Below are 17,916 nucleotides of genomic sequence, written 5' to 3' on the forward strand. Positions count from 1 at the left end.
ACATGCTTCAGTCGGAGTAACGCTCAATTGGTCGTAGACTGGTAAAAAAACGCCGCGCTCAGCAATTCTCGGGTGTAGTCCTGTTGCGGGTTCCGGAAAATTGCTTCAGCGGGGCCATACTCCACAATCCTGCCATTCCTGAGCACCAGCAATTGGTGGCTGAGCGCGCGAACGACGGCCAGATCGTGGCTAATAAAGATATAGCTTAACTTATATCGGGCCTGAATTTCTCTCAAAAGCTCAATCACTTGCTTCTGAACCGTGCGGTCCAGGGCGGATGTGGGCTCATCCAGAATAATCAGTTCCGGTTGTAGAACGAGTGCTCGGGCAATGGCAATGCGCTGCCGTTGCCCGCCAGAGAATTCATGGGGGTACCGGTGCCGCGCGTCAGGATCAAGGCCGACGTCTTTCAGCGCTTGAATGACCATCGCTTCGTGTTGCTGCGCACGACCACTATCGTGAATCTCAAGTCCTTCCCGGACAATCTCCGCTACCGACATTCTTGGGCTCAGACTACCAAACGGGTCCTGAAAAACGATCTGAATCCGTTTGCGCCAGGGCCTGAAATTTTTCTGTGAAAGCGGCCCCAGATCCGTGCCTGAAAGGCGGATGGTACCCGTACTGCCAGTCAGCTTAAGGAGCGCATGGCCAATGGTGGTCTTGCCACTGCCACTCTCACCAACAATGCCCAGAGTCTCACCGGCCTGCAGTTGGAAACCGACATCCTGTACGGCGTGAAAGCTTTCTGTGACCCGCCCCAGCAGGTTTTTTCGGATAGGAAAGTGAACGTTGAGGTTGTCCACCGCCATCAGCGTGTTTGTGGTGTGGGTGAGCGGCTGAGGGTGTTCCGGTGGTTCGGCATCGATCAGCTTGCGGGTGTATGGGTGTTCCGGCTGGGAAAACAGCTGCTCGGTCGGGGCTTCTTCTACCTGCTTGCCGTGTTCCATCACAACCACACGATCGGCATAGCGGCGAACGATACTGAGATCGTGGGTAATCAGAAGAATCGCCATGCCTAATTTTTGCTGCAAGGATTTCAGCAGTTCAAGGACCTGTTTCTGCACGGTAACGTCGAGCGCGGTGGTGGGCTCATCGGCAATCAGCAGCTCCGGCTCGTTGGCAAGTGCCATCGCGATCATGACACGCTGCTTCTGTCCGCCCGACAACTGGTGAGGGTAGCTCTTGAGCCGACGCTCCGGTTCAGGGATGCCAACAAGATCCAGCAACTCGATACATCGTTTTTGAGCTTGCGGTCCGCGCATGCCCTTGTGCAGCTCCAGGGTTTCGCAGATCTGCTTCTCTACCGTGTGCAACGGGTTCAGCGAGGTCATGGGCTCCTGGAAAATCATACTGATTTCGCGCCCCCGGATTTGACGAAGTCGCTTTTCCGAGGTGCTCAGCAGGTTCTCACCCCGGTACAGGATCTGTCCGGAGGGGTAACTGACGTGGCGCGCATCGAGCAGTTGTAACACAGACAACGCTGAGACCGATTTACCCGAGCCACTTTCACCCACCAGCGCCAGGGTTTCACCTGCGCCGATGCTCAGCGACAGTTTGTTCACCACCGGTGCGCCGTGATCAAAACAGATGGACAGGTCTGAGATACTTAAAAGGTCAGTCATGTCAGTTCTTTCTCGGGTCAAAGGCATCACGCACGGCTTCGCCGACAAACACCAGCAGGGTCAGCATGACCGACAGAGAGACAAATGCTGAAATCCCAAGCCAGGGAGCGTGCAGGTTGGCCTTGCCCTGGGCAATCAGCTCACCCAGTGACGGGGATCCGGACGGCAGACCAAAGCCCAGAAAATCCAGGGAAGTCAGACCCGTGATGGCACCGGTCAGGATAAACGGCAAAAAGGTGAGGGTAGCGACCATGGCATTTGGTAAAATATGACGGAACATGATGTGGCGATTATCCAGCCCCAGCGCCCTGGCGGCCTTTACATACTCAAAATTACGAGCTCTTAGAAACTCAGCCCGGACCACGTCCACCAGCCCCATCCAGCTGAACAACAGCATAATGCCGAGCAACCACCAGAAGTTTGGCTGAACCAGTGCTGAGAGAATGATCAGCAGGTACAGCATCGGCAGGCCGGACCAGATTTCAATGAATCGTTGACCGAACAGGTCAACTTTGCCGCCATAAAAGCCCTGAATCGCGCCAACGATAACGCCCACTATGCAGCTGGCGATGGTAAGCGTAAGGCCGAACACGACCGAGATGCGGAAGCCGTAGATCACCCGGGCAGCGACATCTCGGCCCTGATCGTCGGTACCCAGCCAGTTTTCAAGGCTGGGCGGGGCCGGTGAGGGCACCTCCAGCTCGTAATTGATGGTGTTGTAGCTAAACCGAATGGGCGGCCAGAGCATCCAGCCGTTGGCTGCAATCTCATCCCGGATGAAATGGTCACGATAGTCTGTTTCGGTCGGCAGGAATCCCCCGAAGGTTTCCTCCGGCACTGATTGAAACACCGGAACGTACAGATCGCCCTGGTACGACACCAGGAGGGGTTTGTCGTTGGCAATGAGCTCAGCCACCAACGATAGACCGAATAGCAAAAGGAAGAGCCAGAGCGACCAGTAACCACGGCGATTGTTGCGAAAGTTCCGGAGCCGACGGCGCTGAATGGGCGTCAGTTGGGGCATGATTACGCACCCTCCCGGCTTTCAAAGTCGATGCGCGGATCCACCAACACATAAGTGATGTCGCTTACCAGTTTGAGCACCAGACCCATCAGGGTAAAGATAAAGAGGGTCCCGAAGATGACCGGATAGTCCCGGTTAAGCGCGGCTTCAAACCCAAGCAAGCCAAGACCGTCTAACGAAAAGATTACCTCGATCAGCAACGATCCGGTAAAGAACAACGACACCAGTACGCCCGGCATGCTGGCGATCACGATCAGCATGGCGTTGCGAAAGACATGGCCATACAGCACCTGCTTTTCTTCCAGGCCCTTTGCCCTTGCAGTTACCACGTACTGTTTACCAATTTCATCGAGAAATGAGTTTTTGGTGAGCAGGGTCAGAGTGGCAAACCCTCCGATCACATTGGCTGTGACCGGCAACGCCAAGTGCCAGAAATAATCGCCAATCTTTTGATACCAGTTCAATTCATCAAAATTCGGAGAGGTCAGGCCCCGTAGAGGGAACCAGTCAAAATAGCTGCCACCTGCGAACAAGACAATCAGCAGGATTGCAAACAGAAAGCCCGGAATGGCATAGCCCACAACAATGGCAGAGCTGGTCCAGACATCAAAACGGGAGCCATCGCTGATGCCCTTACGGATACCCAGGGGAATGGAAACCAGATAGATGATCAAGGTGGACCAGAGACCCAGCGAAATGGACACCGGCATTTTGTCGATGATCAGCTCTACCACCGTGCGATCTCGGAAGAACGATTCGCCAAAATCAAACGTGGCGTAGTCCTTGAGCATTTTCAGAAAGCGTTCGTGGGCAGGTTTGTCGAAACCGTACATTACTTCGATTTCTTTGAGAAGCTCTGGGGGCAAGCCGCGCGAGCCCCGACTGTCACCCGAACTGGTTACCACTTCGCCGCCCATGTCGCCGCCACCGGCCCGGGCCAGGGCACTGCTGCCGTGGCCCTCCATTTGGGCGATCAGCTGTTCAACCGGTCCACCGGGTGCGGCTTGAACAATCAGAAAATTGAGTAACATAATCCCTACAAGCGTAGGGATGATCAGTGCAAGCCGCCGGAGAATGTAGATGCCCATTTACGGGAGAAGTCCTTTCATGACAGCGTTAGGGTTTGTCGATTGATCAGGGAGTGATCCACCAGTTGTTCAGATCAATGCCATTCTTCGGTGTGACCTCAGGCCTTTGTAAATGGTTCCAGTAGGCTATGCGGTCTTTGGTCAGGTGCCAGTGCGGAATCACATAATGATTATGCAGCAGCACCCGATCGAGCGCCCGAACACGGTGCACCAGCTGGTCACGGTCCGGCGCCTGAATCACCAGATCTACCAGTTGATCAATGACCGGATCGGTGACCCCCATAAAATTCCTGGAGCCAGAGATCTCAGCGGTACCAGAGTGCCAGTATTCCCGTTGTTCGTTACCGGGTGAGTCCGATTGGGGAAGCACTTGCGTGATCATGTCAAAGTCAAAGCTGCGAACCCGCTGAATGTACTGGTTGCTATCAACCAGTCGAACGGTGACATCAATGCCCAGTCTTTCAAGGTTGCGGGTAAAGGGCAGAACCACGCGCTCAAAACTCTTCTGAAACAAAAGAACCTCAAATGTGAGCGGATTGCCAGTTTTTTCATCCACCATCTTGCCATTCTGGATACTGTAGCCGGCTTCTTTCAGTAACCCCATAGCCGCACGAAGGTTATCGCGCATGGTCTGATCGCCTGCGGTATCAGGCGGGGTATATTCGGTGGTGAATACATCCGGGTTTAGCTGGTCGCGGAACGATTCCAGAATTTTCAGCTCCGGGCCTTCAGGCAAGCCGGAGGAGGCCAGTTCGCTGTTCTCAAAATAGCTGTTGGTCCGGGTATACTGGTCGAAAAACAGGTTGCGGTTGGCCCATTGGAAATCAAAACCGTAGGCCAGGGCCTGTCTGACTTTGGGGTGGCTGAAGACGGCTTTACGGGTATTGAAAACGAAACCCTGCATGCCACTGGGTCGCTGGTGAGCGATGGCTTCGCGCAGGATGCTGCCATCTTCGAAGCGTCGCCCGGTGTAGGCCGTTGCCCAGTTCTTGGCGGAGGATTCCTGGCGGAAGTCGAAGTTGCCGGCTTTGAAGGCTTCCAGCGCAACGGTATCATCGTTGTAGTATTCGTATTCGATGCGGTCGTAGTTAAATCGACCTTTACGAACCGGTAGATCTTTAGCCCAATAATCCTCGACACGTTCGTATCTGACCGAGCGCCCGGCATCATAAGAAGCTATTCGATACGGGCCGCTGCCGACCGGCGTGGCGAGCCCGCTACGGCCAAACTCCCGGTCTTCCCAGTAGTGGGCAGGCAGAATTGGCATCTGCCCGAGAATTAACGGAAGTTCCCGATTGTCTGTGTCGCCGAAGTCGAATCGGACCCGGTGGCTGTTCTCAACGGTGACTTTACTGACATCGGAGTAGTAGTTGCGGTAGAACGGGTGCCCTTCGGTGGTCAGAATGCGATAAGAAAATTCTACGTCTTGCGCCGTAATAGGCTTGCCATCCTGAAACCGCGCCTGTTCGCGCAGGTTGAAAATCACGTAGCGACGATCATCTGGAATCTCGGCGCTTTCGGCAATCAGTCCATATTCTGAAAATGGCTCATCAGCGGAAGATTCCATCAGGGTGTCGTAAACATAGGTGCTGACACCTGCGGCGGCAACTCCACGGATCACGAAGGGATTAAAGCTGTCGAAACCGTTAGAAACGACCGACAGCTTCAGGGTGCCGCCTTTCGGAGCGTCCGGGTTAACGTAATCGAAATGACTGAAACCCGGCGGATACTTTAGCTCGCCGTGCATGGCGATGCCGTGGACGGGCTGTAGCCGGTCACCCTGGTGGTCGTCAGCATAACTTGCCGGGGCGGCCACCAGAGCCAGAGATGTAATCAGTCCACACAGGGACAGGCGACATGCTTTCCGTGTTTTTGTCATGATTCTCGCACGTTATGGGCTGTTTCTTATGTCAACGTAGAGTACCAGACTTTGACCGGGTTGCAGATAACGGTTGGTATTAAGATCGTTCCATGATGCGATATCCCGCACATTCACCGAAAACCGGCTGGCAATGGCAGACAGGGAGTCGCCCTGGCGTACACGGTATCCGACTCTGCGAACCATGGCGTCGTTGCGTTGATTGCTCGCCACCCTGGTGGGTTGCGCCGTTTTTGACCAGATCACCAATTGTTTGCCCGGAATCAGTGGGTCTCCCGGGGCCATGCCATTCCAGGCCGCCACTTCACGAACGGACACCCGGTGCTCCCGGGCGATGTCCCAGAAAGTATCGCCCCGGCGAACGGTGTAGTCCACTTTGTTGCCGTCCCGTTGTCGTTCCTGAGTGCGTTGCAGCCGTTGTGACTGACTGAGTGCGTAGGTAGCGGAGCCTTTGGTGGCAGATGGAATCAGCAATTGCTGCCCAATCCGGATCAGGTCGGTGTCGAGTTTATTGACTTGCTGGATCACCGCCGGGGTTGTAGAGAACTTCCGGGCGATGGTGTTGAGGCTATCGCCGCTTTGCACTCGGTAGTCTTGCCACGACACCCGTTGCTCAGCCGGGAATTGTGCCAGCGCCGAACGGAACCCTTCGGCTTTCTCGATTGGTACGAGCAAACGGTGAGGCCCGTCCGGGTTGGTGGCCCAGCGGTTGTAGGAGGGGTTGAGCAGGTAGATTTCGTTAATTTCGATGTCGGCCAGTTCAGCTGCCTGAGCGAGATCAAGCTGTGAGCCGGTGTCGACAACGTCAAAAAACGGTTCGTCCTTCAGGGCTGGAAGCTCAATGCCATACGCTTTGGGATCGTCAAAAATCTTGGCCAGGGCGATCAGCTTTGGTACGTAATGGCGAGTTTCCGTTGGCAGGCCCAACGACCAGTAATCCGTCGGCTTGCCGGCATTACGGTTCCGGCGCATGGCGCTGGATACCGTGCCACCGCCCGCGTTGTAGGCAGCCAGAGCAAGGGTGTAATCGCCGTCAAAACGGTTGGCCAAGCGGTCAAGGTAGGTGAGTGCTGCATCGGTGGCTGCGATGACGTCTCGGCGGTCGTCGTGCCACCAGCTTTGGGTAAGCCCAAAGTACTTTCCGGTCGACGGAATAAACTGCCACAGACCGGCAGCGCGGCCGTGGGAGTAAGCGAACGGGTCAAACGCGCTTTCGACAATAGGCAGCAGGGCAAGCTCGTTGGGCAGGCCGCGTTTTTCGGTTTCTTCTAATATATGGTGAAGATAGCGGGAACCTCTCTCTACTACCCGGTCAATGTAACGGGGGTTACGGGTATACCAGTCAAGCTGAGCCTGAACTCGGGAGTTGCTGATCGAGTGGTCCATTTGAAAACCAGCCCGCAATCGAACCCACAGATCTTCTCCGGTCTCCGCAAGATCCTGATCCGCCCGTGGTTTATCAAGTTTCTCTCGGGCTTCGCGGGCTTGCTCCCTCAGCTCAGGGGCAATGGCGTGGTCCAGAGGTGCATCACCGGATCGTTTGCCATTTCCCGCTGCGATCGATTTTTTCAGATCTTCATCGCCTCGGGCGACCACGAGTTCATCGGAATCCAATGGGTTATGAGCGTTACTGGCATCGTCATCACTGAACCACGCCGACGGCGTATGCCAGTTTTCCATCACCTGACTGGTGCTGCAGCCTGCAAGCAGAGTGCTGGCAACCAGCACATAAGAAAATCGTTTGACCGACATAAAGGCAATTTCCGGGTTAGGGCCGAGTCTGTCTTGAATCCCGGCACATTTAACAGTTTACGGTCGTTATAGAAACCGGATTCTATGGGTGCCCTTTTCCATGGGTCAATACAGCTGATGTTACGGCTGTGACAAGAAATGTTAAAAACACCCTTATGCCGACTCAGAAGTGGTCTTTGCCATGGCGGATCGCTGCAAAGATGGCAGTGTCGGAATCGTGAGGTAAGCCTGCGCTGACGGCGTAGCGACTGGCCGCGTCGATCACCGCTGGATCATCCCACTTCATAAAGGGATTCAGTGCCTTTTCAACCCCAATGGTTGACGGCACCGTGGCTTCACCGCGGTTGCGCCGAGCCATGCAGTTTTGTTCAAAGTCAGACAGGTCCGTGTTGTCTGGTAACCAGCTGCGCGCAAATCGTATATTGGCGAGAGTGTACTCATGGGCACAGTAGACGGCGGTCTGATCAGGCAGACTGCGAAGCGATGCCAGCGACTGCCGCATTTGTTCCGGTTTGCCTTCAAACAGCCGGCCACAGCCGCAGACAAACAAGGTGTCACCGCAAAACAGAATCGGACGATCGTTCACTGGTGTATCGCAGAAATAGGCGAGATGATCCAGGGTATGGCCGGGCACGCCGATAACCTGAAAGGTCAAATCTCGCCAGATAACTTCATCGCCAGGGTTAATCTGATTCGTTGTGCCTTTAAAGGGTGAGTCTGCCGGACCGGTCACCCGGGCATTCGGAAAGGTTTTGATCAGAGCGGCAACCCCCCCGGTGTGATCGGGGTGGTGGTGAGTAATCAGAATGGTGTCGAGGGTTAACTGATTTTGCTCCAGGTACTCCTGAACGGGCTGGGCCTGGCCGGGGTCAACGATCAGCGCTGCACCGGAGGCCTGGTCGGACAGGCACCAGATGTAGTTGTCAGAGAAAGCGGGAATAGCGCTGATATTGAACATGATGACCCCATGTGCTCAATGAATGTGCCTGTTATGATAGAGCAACGCCGTGTTTATCCCAAGGTTCGTCCGGAGCCAGGGGTCTACGCCGGTTCAGGGAACACGCAACCGATGGAGAATGACAGGGTGAAAGCCTCAGGAACTGTAAAGTATTCAGAGCGACACGAAAGCTTTGAACGTTGGTTCCAGACTCCGTTGGGCCGATCATTGTTAGCCAGTCAGCGACGGGTTCTGGATCACTCATTTGAGGGGTTGGCGGGTGCTCGCCAGTTACAGGTAGGATTGAGTCATCGGCTGCCGTTGGCAAGCAGTGCCGATTTTATGCAAAAAATCATCACCTCGCCGGTGTGGCAGCCGCACATGCCGGATGGTGTCGCTGTGTGCGATGCCGATGAGCTGCCGTTCCCCGGTGAGTCCATGGATCTGGTCATTCTGCACCATGCTGCAGATTTCTCCCCAGACCCGCACCAGGTGTTGCGGGAGTCTGCCAGAGTACTCAGGGGTGAGGGCCGAATCGCTCTTGTTGGTTTTAATCCCCTGAGCTTGTGGGGTATTCGCCGACTGGTGTCGAGGCAAAGGCAAGGGCCTTGGGGTGGTCGGTTCCTGATGAGATCCCGCATGGAAGACTGGCTTAGGCTTCTGGGTTTCCAGCTGGAGAGTTCGTGCACTCACTTCTGTACGTTGCCGGTTCAGAGAAAAGAAGGCTACACCACCAGAAACCATCGGTTGCTGAATCAAAACGGTCACTTCCTGCCCGTTGGCGCTTATTACTGTATCCTTGCGCGCAAACGCATTTATGCACCGATTCGAACGAGAGCCTCCTGGCGCAAGACTAAAGTCATGTCCTTGCCCGGTGCTGTAGGCGCGTCCAGAGGTTGCACGAGCCGTTTACCCGAAACTATAGATGAGCTTTGACTAAAACAGGATAGCGGATGGCTGACAAGGTAGTGATGTACACCGATGGCGCCTGCAAAGGCAACCCGGGCCGGGGTGGATGGGGCGTGGTGTTGAGGTATGGTGGTGCCTGCAAGACACTGCATGGCGGTGAACAGCACACCACCAATAATCGCATGGAGCTGATGGCGGCAATCCGTGGCTTGAGAGCTCTGACTCGACCGTGCCAGATAGAGCTATACACGGATTCCCAGTATGTCCGCAAAGGCATCACCGAATGGCTGGCGGGCTGGAAGCGAAATGGCTGGAAAAATTCGGCTAAAAAACCGGTCAAAAATGCGGACTTGTGGCAAGAGCTGGATACCGAAACCGCTCGCCACAAGGTGAACTGGCACTGGGTAAAAGGCCATTCCGGTAACCCGGACAACGAACTCGCAGATGAACTGGCAAACCAGGGTGTCGCGGAACTCTCCGGCAGCTGATTGCGATCACTGTTTTGACACCCGCCTGAAATTGAGAGCATGCGGCAATGAGACAAATTGTACTGGACACGGAAACCACGGGCATCGATCCGAAAGAGGGTCACCGAATCATTGAAATCGGCTGTGTAGAAGTGATTGAGCGGGAGCTCACGGGTCGCAATTACCATGTTTACATTAATCCTGAACGCGAGGTTGAAGCCGAGGCCATTACGGTTCACGGGATTACCAATGAGTTCCTGACAGACAAGCCCAAGTTTGCACAGGTTGCCGACGAGTTCTTTGCATTCATTAAAGGCGCAGAGCTGGTTATCCATAATGCGGCCTTCGACGTGGGCTTTATGGATTCTGAGTTCGCTCGCTTGAAGCCGGAGCGAAAAACCGCAGAACACTGCGGTATAGTCGATACGCTGGCCATAGCGCGAGCCAAGCATCCGGGCCAGAAGAATAATCTGGATGCCCTGTGCAAACGCTATGGCGTTGATAACAGTAACCGTGATTTGCACGGCGCGTTACTGGATGCCGAGATACTGGCCGATGTCTACTTGCTGATGACCGGTGGCCAAACGGCGTTGTCGCTGGACGCCAGTGCGGGCGACGATGGTCGTTCGGGCGGAATCCGGCGGATAGACTCTCAACGATCTGCCTTGACGGTTGTTCGGGCAAGCGAATCGGAAGCCAAAGCTCATGAGGAATTTCTGGCGTTAATGGAGAAGCGGGCAGGATCAACGCTGTGGGGCAAATTGCAGTAACCGGAATGAGAACCACGTCAGGATGTACTATTTGTTACAGTCGGGCTTTCTTGAGGTACTTGAGTTTTGTGTTATAAGTAAAGGTAAGTTCGCCAGTTTTACGTGAACAAAAAGTCGGCCGGCAACGGAGCTTGGTCCTTGCCAAGCGAGCTGGCCGACGAACTCATGGTCACCTTCAACACAGGATGCGGTAGTCTCCGCAAAGTAACAGGAAGCGTTTATGGTGCAGTCGTCTCTTGCGACGAAATCGCAGTCGTTTGATCTGGTCAAAAGTGAAATCGAACAGACCATCAAGCAGGCAGAGTCCAGCCTTGAGCGCTTTCAGGAAAACCGTGAGAGTGGGGAAGACCTGCAAAACTGTGTCGATTACATCAACCAGTTGAGAGGTATCTTCACTCTGGTTGAACTTCGCGGCGGCACCCTGCTGTGCCAGGAAGCGGTGAGCCTGGCTAACGATGTCCCGGTTGGTGCCAACGATGACAAAAACATCCTGCTGACCACGTTGAACAGTGCCCTCTTTATATTGCGACGCTATGTCGAGTACTACCATCAGCAAAGAGAAGATCATCCGGAGTTGTTGTTACCGGTGATCAACGATTTACGGGAAGCTCGCCGTGAAAAACCTTATCCTGAATCCTGCTTCTTTGAAGTCGATGTTAAAGAGCGCCCGGACTTCTGCTGTGATCTGCGCCTGCAGCCACTTGAGGGCGGTGACGCGGAATATGACATTCTTGCCCGGCGCATGCGCCTGACCTTCCAGGTTGCCCTGTTGGGTATACTCCGTGAGCGCAATGACGTTGTCAGCAAAAAACTCGTGGCAAGATCTGCCCGTGGTTTCGCCCGGCTCTGTCAGGGTGCTCCAATGGGCCAGATGTGGTGTTTGCTGGCGATTGTTGCGGATGCCATGCTGGATCGGACCATGGGCTTCAACAAAGCTCGTAAACGTTTATTGATGCGCATCGAGAAGTATGCCCGTGAACTCGTCTACGTCGGCAAGGTTGCGACCACCAAGGATGCACCTGATTCGTTGATCAAAGATCTGGTGCACCTTCTGTTCGCCAGTGGCTCCGGTAATCCGGAAGTGTCAAAAGTGTTGGCTGCGTATCGCCTGGCACCGTCAGAGTTTCCGGACGCACTGCTGGATGCCCATGCCAGGCGCCTTTATGGCCCGGGTACCGATGTATTGAAGTCGCTGGCGGAAGCGTTGCAGGAAGAGCTCAATCAACTTAAAGACAAGCTCGACATTATCGAGCGGGGGATTGAGCCTGACCTGGCTGAATTGGCCTCTATTGCTGACACGCTGGAACGGTTGGCGAATACGCTGGTGATGCTTGACCTGAACCGATTGGCTGGAATAGCCCGGGAAGAAGCCGCAAGGCTGCGGCAGTGGGAAGAAGAAAAACGCCTGCCCGCCGAAGAAGAGTTGTATCGCCTGGCCGATTCCGTGCTGGGTGTTGAAGACGCCGTTATGCAGATTGTCACTCGCGGTATCACCTCAGAAACCGACGCGCTGGCGGGTAGCGATCGAAATCGTAGCGAATCGGTCTATCTTCAGGAAGCAGTTTGGGTGGTTGCCGAAGAAGCAAGAAGTGCCTTAACCCTGGCTAAACGCGCTATCACCGCGTTTATCGAATCAGATTTCGACAAGCTTCACCTCGCAAACCTGCCGGGCACTCTCAGAAGTATCTGGGGCGGGCTGCAGATGGTAAACGACCCTCAGGCGGCCAGTGTTATTGCGCGTGTTGCAACGTCCATCCAAGACAAGCTGCTGGACGCCAACGAGGCACCAGAATCGCAAGTCCTTGAGGCGTTGGCGGACGCCCTGACATCGCTGGAATATTACATTGAAAGCATCGGTCGACGTGAAGATCGCAATAGCGATCTGTTGAATCTGGCTGAATCATCCCTGAGTGATGTAGGCCTTTAAGATCTGACGCGTTTCAACGTCATAAAAAAACCTGCGGCATGCGCAGGTTTTTTTATGTTCAGCAGGGGGTTAGCCCATCTTGAACAGTTCGCCCAGCTTGGTAGCCAGCATCATGTCGCCTTCAGCGCGCAGCTGACCAGCCATGAAAGCCTGCATGCCGTCGGTTTCACCTGATACGATGCCCTGCAGGGTTTCAGAGTTCATGATCAGGGTAACAGAAGGATCGTCGTTGGCACCTTCGTGCAGTTTGCAAGCGCCATCCTTGATCACGAGGTGGTAGGTTGAGTCATCCTCGATGTCGAACTGGAACACCAGATCCAGGCCTTGAGCCGCATCTGCGTTAAAATTCTGTTCGAGCTTTTCAAATACCTGAGCTACTGACATTAGTTTACCCTTTATGATGGTTGTCTTGTCATGGTGACGGCTTCAGAACCCTGGCTTCAGCAGCCTGTGTAAAAGCCCGGGAAGCGCCAACCTCGCAATTCGACTTTATGGTCAGAACCTTGCCCTGTCAAGCTTGATCGAACGCTTGTTTTAATTTCTTTTTGACTTATCACACCCCTTGCAAGGGGTTACACTCTTGTCTTTGCAAAGACGTCTGGAGACTGCATTTTGGAATTTCTTATTGAATACGGACTTTTCCTCGCCAAAGTGGTGACCTTCGTGGTGGCTGCCATCGTCCTGGCCTCGGTGATTTTCTCCGCAACCCAACGTGAGCGGGAAGATCACGAAGGTGAAGGGGAGCTGAAAATCCGAAAACTTAACGACCAATACCGAAAACTCAAAGAGTCTATCCAATCCAAACTCATGTCGGACGCTGAGCATAAGGCCTGGTTAAAGCAAAAGAAGAAAGAAGCGAAGGCTGAGAAGAAGACGGCCAAAAGTGAAAAACACGGTGAAAGTGACCAGGAACCAAAATCCCGCATCTACGTCATCGATTTTGACGGCGACATTAAAGCGAGTGATACCGACACCCTGCGCCGATCAGTGTCGGCTGTACTCAGCGTGGCCAATCCGGCCAAAGATGAAATTGTTGTTCGGCTTGAAAGCGGTGGCGGGCTGGTGCACGCCTATGGCCTGGCGTCTGCTCAGTTAGACCGCATTCGCAGCAAGGGTATTCCACTGACCGCTTGTGTTGATAAAGTGGCTGCCAGCGGCGGTTACATGATGGCCTGCGTTGCCGACAAGATCATTGCGTCACCCTTCGCGGTTCTGGGCTCCATCGGTGTGGTGGCTCAACTCCCCAACTTCCATCGGTTTCTTCAAAAGAACAGCGTCGATTTTGAAGTACTCACCGCCGGCGAACACAAGCGTACACTGACGGTGTTTGGTGAGAACACCGACAAAGGCCGCCAGAAATTCCTCGAAGACCTTGAGGACACGCATGGTCTGTTCAAGGAGTACGTCAGCGAACGGCGTCCGGGCCTTGATATTCAGGCTGTTGCCAACGGAGATATCTGGTTTGGCAAGCGGGCATTGGATGTCAATCTGATTGATGAGATCAAAACCTCCGACGAATATCTGATTGAAGCCTGCGAGCGCGGTGAGGTAGTGTCAGTGTCGTTCCAGCGCAAACGTACCTTGCCCGAGAAGCTTGGCCTGGCGACCAGCGCAGCGTTTGAGCACACGTTATGGAAGCTGCTGAGTGCGTTCCGTAACCAAAAAATCCAGTAGCCGACAGAAACGGGAATAATCATGACAACTAACACCGAATTTAAAGCCTGGCGTGTCGAAGACCATAACGGTGACTACCACGGTTCGGAGCAGACCCTTAGCACTGCAGATTTGCCCGAGGGCGACGTTCTGATCAGAGTCGGTTATTCGTCACTGAACTATAAAGACGCCCTGTCGGCCTCCGGCAACAAAGGGGTTACCCGCTCTTTTCCCCACACCCCAGGCATTGACGCCGCCGGTGAAGTGGTCGAATCTACCCCGGGAAGCCCGGCTCCAGGCAGTCAGGTTATTGTCACCGGGTACGATTTGGGTATGAATACCGCGGGCGGCTTTGGTGAATACATCCGGGTACCGGCGGCCTGGTGCGTGCCCATGCCCCACGGCTGGGACAGCCGAACCGCCATGATCTATGGCACCGCCGGCCTCACCGCCGGCCTGTGTGTGCAGAAACTGCTCACCATGGGAGCAACACCGGAGCAGGGCAAGGTCGCCGTCACCGGCGCCAGCGGCGCTGTTGGTAGCGTTGCCGTTGAAATTCTGGCTAACCTGGGTTTCGACGTTGTCGCTGTCAGCGGAAAGGCCGACCACACAGAGTCGCTGAAAGCCCTCGGGGCCAAAGAAGTCGTGGGCCGTGACGCCCTGGCGGAAGACAAAAAGCCCATGCTCAAGCCGACCTTTGCCAACGCCATCGACACCGTCGGCGGCGCCCCCCTGGCCGAACTCCTGAAACAGATCCAGCCCGGCGGCTCCGTGTCCATCTGTGGTCTGGTTGCGGGTGTACCCCTGAACACCACGGTACTGCCGTTCATCCTTCGAGGCATTAACTTACTGGGTGTCGACTCGGTGGAAATCCCGCTGGCGGACAAAGAGGCCGTCTGGGAAAAGCTGTCCGGCGAGTGGAAGTGCCCGACCACGGAAGCGTCGGCAAAAGATATCAGCCGCAGCGAACTGGACAGTGCCCTTAAGGCATTTCTGAAGGGGAAGTCGTCAGGAAAAATCGTACTGGATCACGCGAAGAGCTGATACTTCAGGAGCATCAACAATCCAATAAAGAAGTCCTCACCCTTCGTACACCAGGCAGTGAAGCCTGGCGAACACGGGTGAGGCTCAGATCAAGAAGCCCGACGACGAAATAAAGGCTGGTCCGTATCCGTCGCCGCCTGATAGCCCTGACTGAAGAAGTTCAGACACTGGGCCGCTTTGGAACTATCCTTGTCAGCTCGAAGCACATAAGAATCAAACCCGCAGCGCTTCATAAACTGCAGTTGATCCAACAGCACATCACCCACCGCACGTAGCTCACCGGTATAGCCAAACCGCTCTCGCAACAGCCGGGCAATACTGTAACCCCGACCATCCACAAAGCGTGGAAAGTTCACGGCAATCAACGGTAACTGGTCCACCTTGCCGGCCAGCAACTCAGGCTCATTGTGGCTATCAAACCAAACCCCGATATCCTCTCGACCCGCAAAGTGCTCATAGCCTGCCAGCCACAAGTCTGCTGGAATCAACGCCGGCTGGTCTGCCGGAATATCCAGAGAATCCCCCTCAGCCGGGCGCGCAACCAGTACCCAACTATCATTACGAACAGTGCCGTTAGCGGCAATAACATCAGGCATAAACCCGCTCCTTGAATGGCTGAAGACCGATCCGACGATACGTGTCCAGGAACGTCTCTTCCTCAGTACGCTTATCGACATAGACATCAATGAGCTTTGCGATCACATCCGGCATCTGATCCCGGGCGAACGAAGGACCAAGAATCTTGCCAATAGTGGCATTGTGGTGCGAATCGCCACCCAGGCTGACTTGGTAGAACTCTTCGCCCTTCTTGTCGACACCGAGCACTCCGATGGTACCAACGTGGTGATGACCACAGGCATTCATGCAACCGGAAATGTTCAGATCAATCGGGCCCAGATCATACAGGTAGTCCAGATTGTCGAACCGGCGCTGAATGGCCTCTGCGACTGGAATGGATTTGGCATTCGCCAAGGCGCAGAAATCACCACCCGGACAGCAAATGATATCGGTCAGTGTGTTCAGGTTGGCGGTACCAAAGCCTAACGGAACAATGCGTTGCCAAAGCTCGAACAACTGATCCTGACGCACGTCCGCAAGCACAACATTTTGCTCATGAGTGGCGCGAGCTTCACCAAAGCTGAACTGATCGGCCAGCTCGGCAATCTGTTCCAGCTGATAATCGGTGACATCGCCCGGCGGAGTGCCGGTTTTCTTGAGCGTGAGCGTGACGCAGGCATAGCCGGATTTCTTGTGTGCGCTAACGTTCTGAGACAACCATTTGTCGAACTCCCGGTTCTCAAATCGTTGCTTGCCCAGCACGTCTGTGGCGTCTGCCAGGTTGTCATAGGCTGGCTCACTGAAGTAGCCCTGGAATTTTTTGATTGATTCAGGTGTCAACCGCGTTGGAGAGTTGCGAATGTGAGCCCACTCGGCTTCGACTTTCTCGGCAAAGCCCTCCGGCGTTAGCGCCTTCACCAGAATCTTGATGCGGGCCTTGTACTTGTTGTCACGGCGACCATAACGGTTATAGACCCGCAAGACGGCTTCAAGGTAGGTGAGAAGGTCCAGTTCTGGCAAAAACTCCCGAATGACCGGACCCACCACCGGTGTGCGGCCAAGACCGCCGCCCACATGAACTCGAAAGCCAAGTTCGCCTTGCTCATTGCGAACCAGCTGCAAACCAATGTCGTGCACCTGAATAGCCGCCCGGTCTGTTTGTTCCGAGGCATTAACCGCCACTTTGAACTTGCGCGGTAAAAACGCAAATTCCGGATGGAAGGTAGACCACTGGCGTATGATTTCGCAGTAGGGGCGTGGATCGGCGATTTCGTCAGCCTGAACGCCGGAGAACTGGTCAGTGGTGGTGTTCCTGATGCAGTTGCCGCTGGTCTGGTTGGCGTGCATTTCGACTTCTGCCAGTTCTGCCAGAATATCTGGCACATCTTCCAGATTGGGCCAGTTCAGCTGGATGTTGGTACGGGTAGTGAAGTGAGCATAGCCCTTATCGTAATCCCGGGTAATTCGGGCCAGGCGTCTGAGCTGGTCTGAACGCAACATGCCATAGGGCACACAGATTCGCAGCATAGGTGCAAGTCGCTGAACATAGAGCCCGTTTTGCAGGCGGAGTGGAAGAAATTCTTCTTCCGAGAGCTCGCCAGAGAGTGCGCGTTCGGTTTGATCACGAAACTGGGCAACACGCTCTTCGGCAATTTGCCGGTCGTGTTCATCATAAACGTACATAGGATAACGTCCTGCCTGCTGACTTCAGAAGTGCCTGTTGATTGGTGGCCTCAGATACCATGGGCCTTATTCCTGTTATGAAGGATAACACCGGCTTTTTATTCGTAAAATGATTATTTCAAAATATCATTATCGATTCAGGTGATAAGTACAGACGGTGGGCGGATCGAGCGTGGACTGGACGAAAATCAATTTCCTGCTTTAATTAAGACGGAGTATTCAACAATAAAAACCAGCCATAAACGAGGGTAAGCTATGAAGAAGACAGCCAAATCAGACAGCCAGGCCGATGCCGTTGCTGCCGTACTGCTTGTAGTGCTGGCGGTTGCCTTTGCCGTGGTATGGGTTGCTGGCCAGTAGGCTAGTGACCAGAAAGCACAATCTGCACAACCAGGATGAGCCCTCCAACAAAGACGGCACCGAACAGTAGTCCGGCGACAATGTAGGGTAGGGGGCTGTGGTTTGAAAAGTCTTCCTGACGGCGCTTCTCGGACTGCACGCCGAGAGCGCCGGCAAGAATACTTTGCATGATCTTCAATACGCCCGGGGAGCCGGGCTTGTTACGCTTTTCGTTATTCTTGTTCTCTGAAAGACCATTCATGC

The 17,916-nt window shown here is 54.4% G+C and carries 16 protein-coding genes; 6 read left to right on the top strand and 10 right to left on the bottom strand.

The annotated features are described in order from the left end of the window. Positions 1-23: 23 nt before the first annotated feature. The 6 genes from IBX51_RS01630 to gloB form a co-directional block, all read right to left on the bottom strand. Positions 24-1,622: an ABC transporter ATP-binding protein gene (locus tag IBX51_RS01630; RefSeq protein ID WP_291828005.1), complete on the bottom strand. Its 1,599-nt coding sequence runs from the start codon at positions 1,620-1,622 to the stop codon at positions 24-26. Between the two features lies 1 nt (position 1,623). After that, positions 1,624-2,646, bottom strand: coding sequence for an ABC transporter permease (locus IBX51_RS01635; protein WP_291828008.1), 1,023 nt, complete (start codon positions 2,644-2,646; stop codon positions 1,624-1,626). A 2-nt stretch (positions 2,647-2,648) separates the two neighbouring features. After that, positions 2,649-3,734 carry a microcin C ABC transporter permease YejB gene (locus tag IBX51_RS01640; RefSeq protein WP_291828011.1) on the bottom strand — a complete coding sequence of 362 codons (1,086 nt, stop codon included), beginning with the start codon at positions 3,732-3,734 and terminating at the stop codon, positions 2,649-2,651. A gap of 46 nt (positions 3,735-3,780) precedes the next feature. Continuing rightward, positions 3,781-5,613 carry an extracellular solute-binding protein gene (locus tag IBX51_RS01645; RefSeq protein WP_291828013.1) on the bottom strand — a complete coding sequence of 611 codons (1,833 nt, stop codon included), beginning with the start codon at positions 5,611-5,613 and terminating at the stop codon, positions 3,781-3,783. 12 nt (positions 5,614-5,625) lie between these two features. Next, on the bottom strand, positions 5,626-7,365 hold the full coding sequence (locus IBX51_RS01650) for a LysM peptidoglycan-binding domain-containing protein (RefSeq protein ID WP_291828016.1): 1,740 nt from the start codon (positions 7,363-7,365) through the stop codon (positions 5,626-5,628). Positions 7,366-7,528: 163 nt separating this feature from the next. After that, on the bottom strand, positions 7,529-8,323 hold the full coding sequence (gloB, locus tag IBX51_RS01655) for a hydroxyacylglutathione hydrolase (protein ID WP_291828018.1): 795 nt from the start codon (positions 8,321-8,323) through the stop codon (positions 7,529-7,531). 111 nt (positions 8,324-8,434) lie between these two features. Here gloB and IBX51_RS01660 point away from each other — a divergent pair, with 111 nt between their 5' ends. The 4 genes from IBX51_RS01660 (at position 8,435) to IBX51_RS01675 (ending at position 12,375) form a co-directional block, all read left to right on the top strand. After that, positions 8,435-9,238: a class I SAM-dependent methyltransferase gene (locus tag IBX51_RS01660; RefSeq protein ID WP_291828200.1), complete on the top strand. Its 804-nt coding sequence runs from the start codon at positions 8,435-8,437 to the stop codon at positions 9,236-9,238. A gap of 17 nt (positions 9,239-9,255) precedes the next feature. After that, entirely contained in the window at positions 9,256-9,699 is a 444-nt protein-coding gene (rnhA, locus tag IBX51_RS01665) for a ribonuclease HI (RefSeq protein ID WP_291828021.1), read from the top strand. A 47-nt stretch (positions 9,700-9,746) separates the two neighbouring features. Continuing rightward, positions 9,747-10,448, top strand: a complete 702-nt coding sequence (dnaQ, locus tag IBX51_RS01670; RefSeq protein WP_291828022.1) for a DNA polymerase III subunit epsilon — start codon at positions 9,747-9,749, stop codon at positions 10,446-10,448. Positions 10,449-10,668: 220 nt separating this feature from the next. Continuing rightward, positions 10,669-12,375 carry a chemotaxis protein gene (locus IBX51_RS01675; RefSeq protein WP_291828025.1) on the top strand — a complete coding sequence of 569 codons (1,707 nt, stop codon included), beginning with the start codon at positions 10,669-10,671 and terminating at the stop codon, positions 12,373-12,375. Between the two features lie 69 nt (positions 12,376-12,444). Here the strand turns inward: IBX51_RS01675 and IBX51_RS01680 are convergent, their stop codons facing one another. Then, entirely contained in the window at positions 12,445-12,759 is a 315-nt protein-coding gene (locus IBX51_RS01680) for an SCP2 sterol-binding domain-containing protein (protein WP_291828028.1), read from the bottom strand. Positions 12,760-12,987: 228 nt separating this feature from the next. Between IBX51_RS01680 and sohB the strand changes: the two genes are divergently transcribed. Both sohB and IBX51_RS01690 read left to right on the top strand, forming a co-directional pair. After that, positions 12,988-14,049, top strand: a complete 1,062-nt coding sequence (gene sohB / locus IBX51_RS01685; protein ID WP_291828031.1) for a protease SohB — start codon at positions 12,988-12,990, stop codon at positions 14,047-14,049. Positions 14,050-14,070: 21 nt separating this feature from the next. Then, positions 14,071-15,072 (top strand): YhdH/YhfP family quinone oxidoreductase, encoded by a 1,002-nt coding sequence (locus IBX51_RS01690; protein ID WP_291828034.1) that lies wholly within the window; start codon positions 14,071-14,073, stop codon positions 15,070-15,072. An 89-nt stretch (positions 15,073-15,161) separates the two neighbouring features. Here IBX51_RS01690 and IBX51_RS01695 read toward each other — a convergent pair whose 3' ends face one another. The 3 genes from IBX51_RS01695 to IBX51_RS01705 all read right to left on the bottom strand — a co-directional run bounded on the left by IBX51_RS01695 (position 15,162) and on the right by IBX51_RS01705 (position 17,914). Continuing rightward, positions 15,162-15,668, bottom strand: coding sequence for a DUF934 domain-containing protein (locus IBX51_RS01695; RefSeq protein WP_291828036.1), 507 nt, complete (start codon positions 15,666-15,668; stop codon positions 15,162-15,164). Then, a complete protein-coding gene (locus IBX51_RS01700; RefSeq protein WP_291828038.1) occupies positions 15,661-17,313 on the bottom strand; it encodes a nitrite/sulfite reductase in 1,653 nt (550 codons plus the stop codon). Before IBX51_RS01700 ends, IBX51_RS01695 begins: the two co-directional genes overlap by 8 nt. A gap of 361 nt (positions 17,314-17,674) precedes the next feature. Continuing rightward, entirely contained in the window at positions 17,675-17,914 is a 240-nt protein-coding gene (locus IBX51_RS01705; RefSeq protein WP_291828041.1) for a DUF2970 domain-containing protein, read from the bottom strand. Positions 17,915-17,916: the final 2 nt, after the last annotated feature.

The organism is Marinobacter sp. (genome assembly GCF_014859525.1).
GTDB lineage: Bacteria > Pseudomonadota > Gammaproteobacteria > Pseudomonadales > Oleiphilaceae > Marinobacter.

Bases quoted from the DNA above. Each gene is read 5' to 3' on its own strand.
- IBX51_RS01630 (WP_291828005.1), bottom strand. From the start codon at position 1,622: ATGACTGACCTTTTAAGTATCTCAGACCTGTCCATCTGTTTTGATCAC.
- IBX51_RS01635 (WP_291828008.1), bottom strand. From the start codon at position 2,646: ATGCCCCAACTGACGCCCATTCAGCGCCGTCGGCTCCGGAACTTTCGC.
- IBX51_RS01640 (WP_291828011.1), bottom strand. From the start codon at position 3,734: ATGGGCATCTACATTCTCCGGCGGCTTGCACTGATCATCCCTACGCTT.
- IBX51_RS01645 (WP_291828013.1), bottom strand. From the start codon at position 5,613: ATGACAAAAACACGGAAAGCATGTCGCCTGTCCCTGTGTGGACTGATT.
- IBX51_RS01650 (WP_291828016.1), bottom strand. From the start codon at position 7,365: ATGTCGGTCAAACGATTTTCTTATGTGCTGGTTGCCAGCACTCTGCTT.
- gloB (WP_291828018.1), bottom strand. From the start codon at position 8,323: ATGTTCAATATCAGCGCTATTCCCGCTTTCTCTGACAACTACATCTGG.
- IBX51_RS01660 (WP_291828200.1), top strand. From the start codon at position 8,435: ATGGAGAATGACAGGGTGAAAGCCTCAGGAACTGTAAAGTATTCAGAG.
- rnhA (WP_291828021.1), top strand. From the start codon at position 9,256: ATGGCTGACAAGGTAGTGATGTACACCGATGGCGCCTGCAAAGGCAAC.
- dnaQ (WP_291828022.1), top strand. From the start codon at position 9,747: ATGAGACAAATTGTACTGGACACGGAAACCACGGGCATCGATCCGAAA.
- IBX51_RS01675 (WP_291828025.1), top strand. From the start codon at position 10,669: ATGGTGCAGTCGTCTCTTGCGACGAAATCGCAGTCGTTTGATCTGGTC.
- IBX51_RS01680 (WP_291828028.1), bottom strand. From the start codon at position 12,759: ATGTCAGTAGCTCAGGTATTTGAAAAGCTCGAACAGAATTTTAACGCA.
- IBX51_RS01690 (WP_291828034.1), top strand. From the start codon at position 14,071: ATGACAACTAACACCGAATTTAAAGCCTGGCGTGTCGAAGACCATAAC.
- IBX51_RS01695 (WP_291828036.1), bottom strand. From the start codon at position 15,668: ATGCCTGATGTTATTGCCGCTAACGGCACTGTTCGTAATGATAGTTGG.
- IBX51_RS01700 (WP_291828038.1), bottom strand. From the start codon at position 17,313: ATGTACGTTTATGATGAACACGACCGGCAAATTGCCGAAGAGCGTGTT.
- IBX51_RS01705 (WP_291828041.1), bottom strand. From the start codon at position 17,914: ATGAATGGTCTTTCAGAGAACAAGAATAACGAAAAGCGTAACAAGCCC.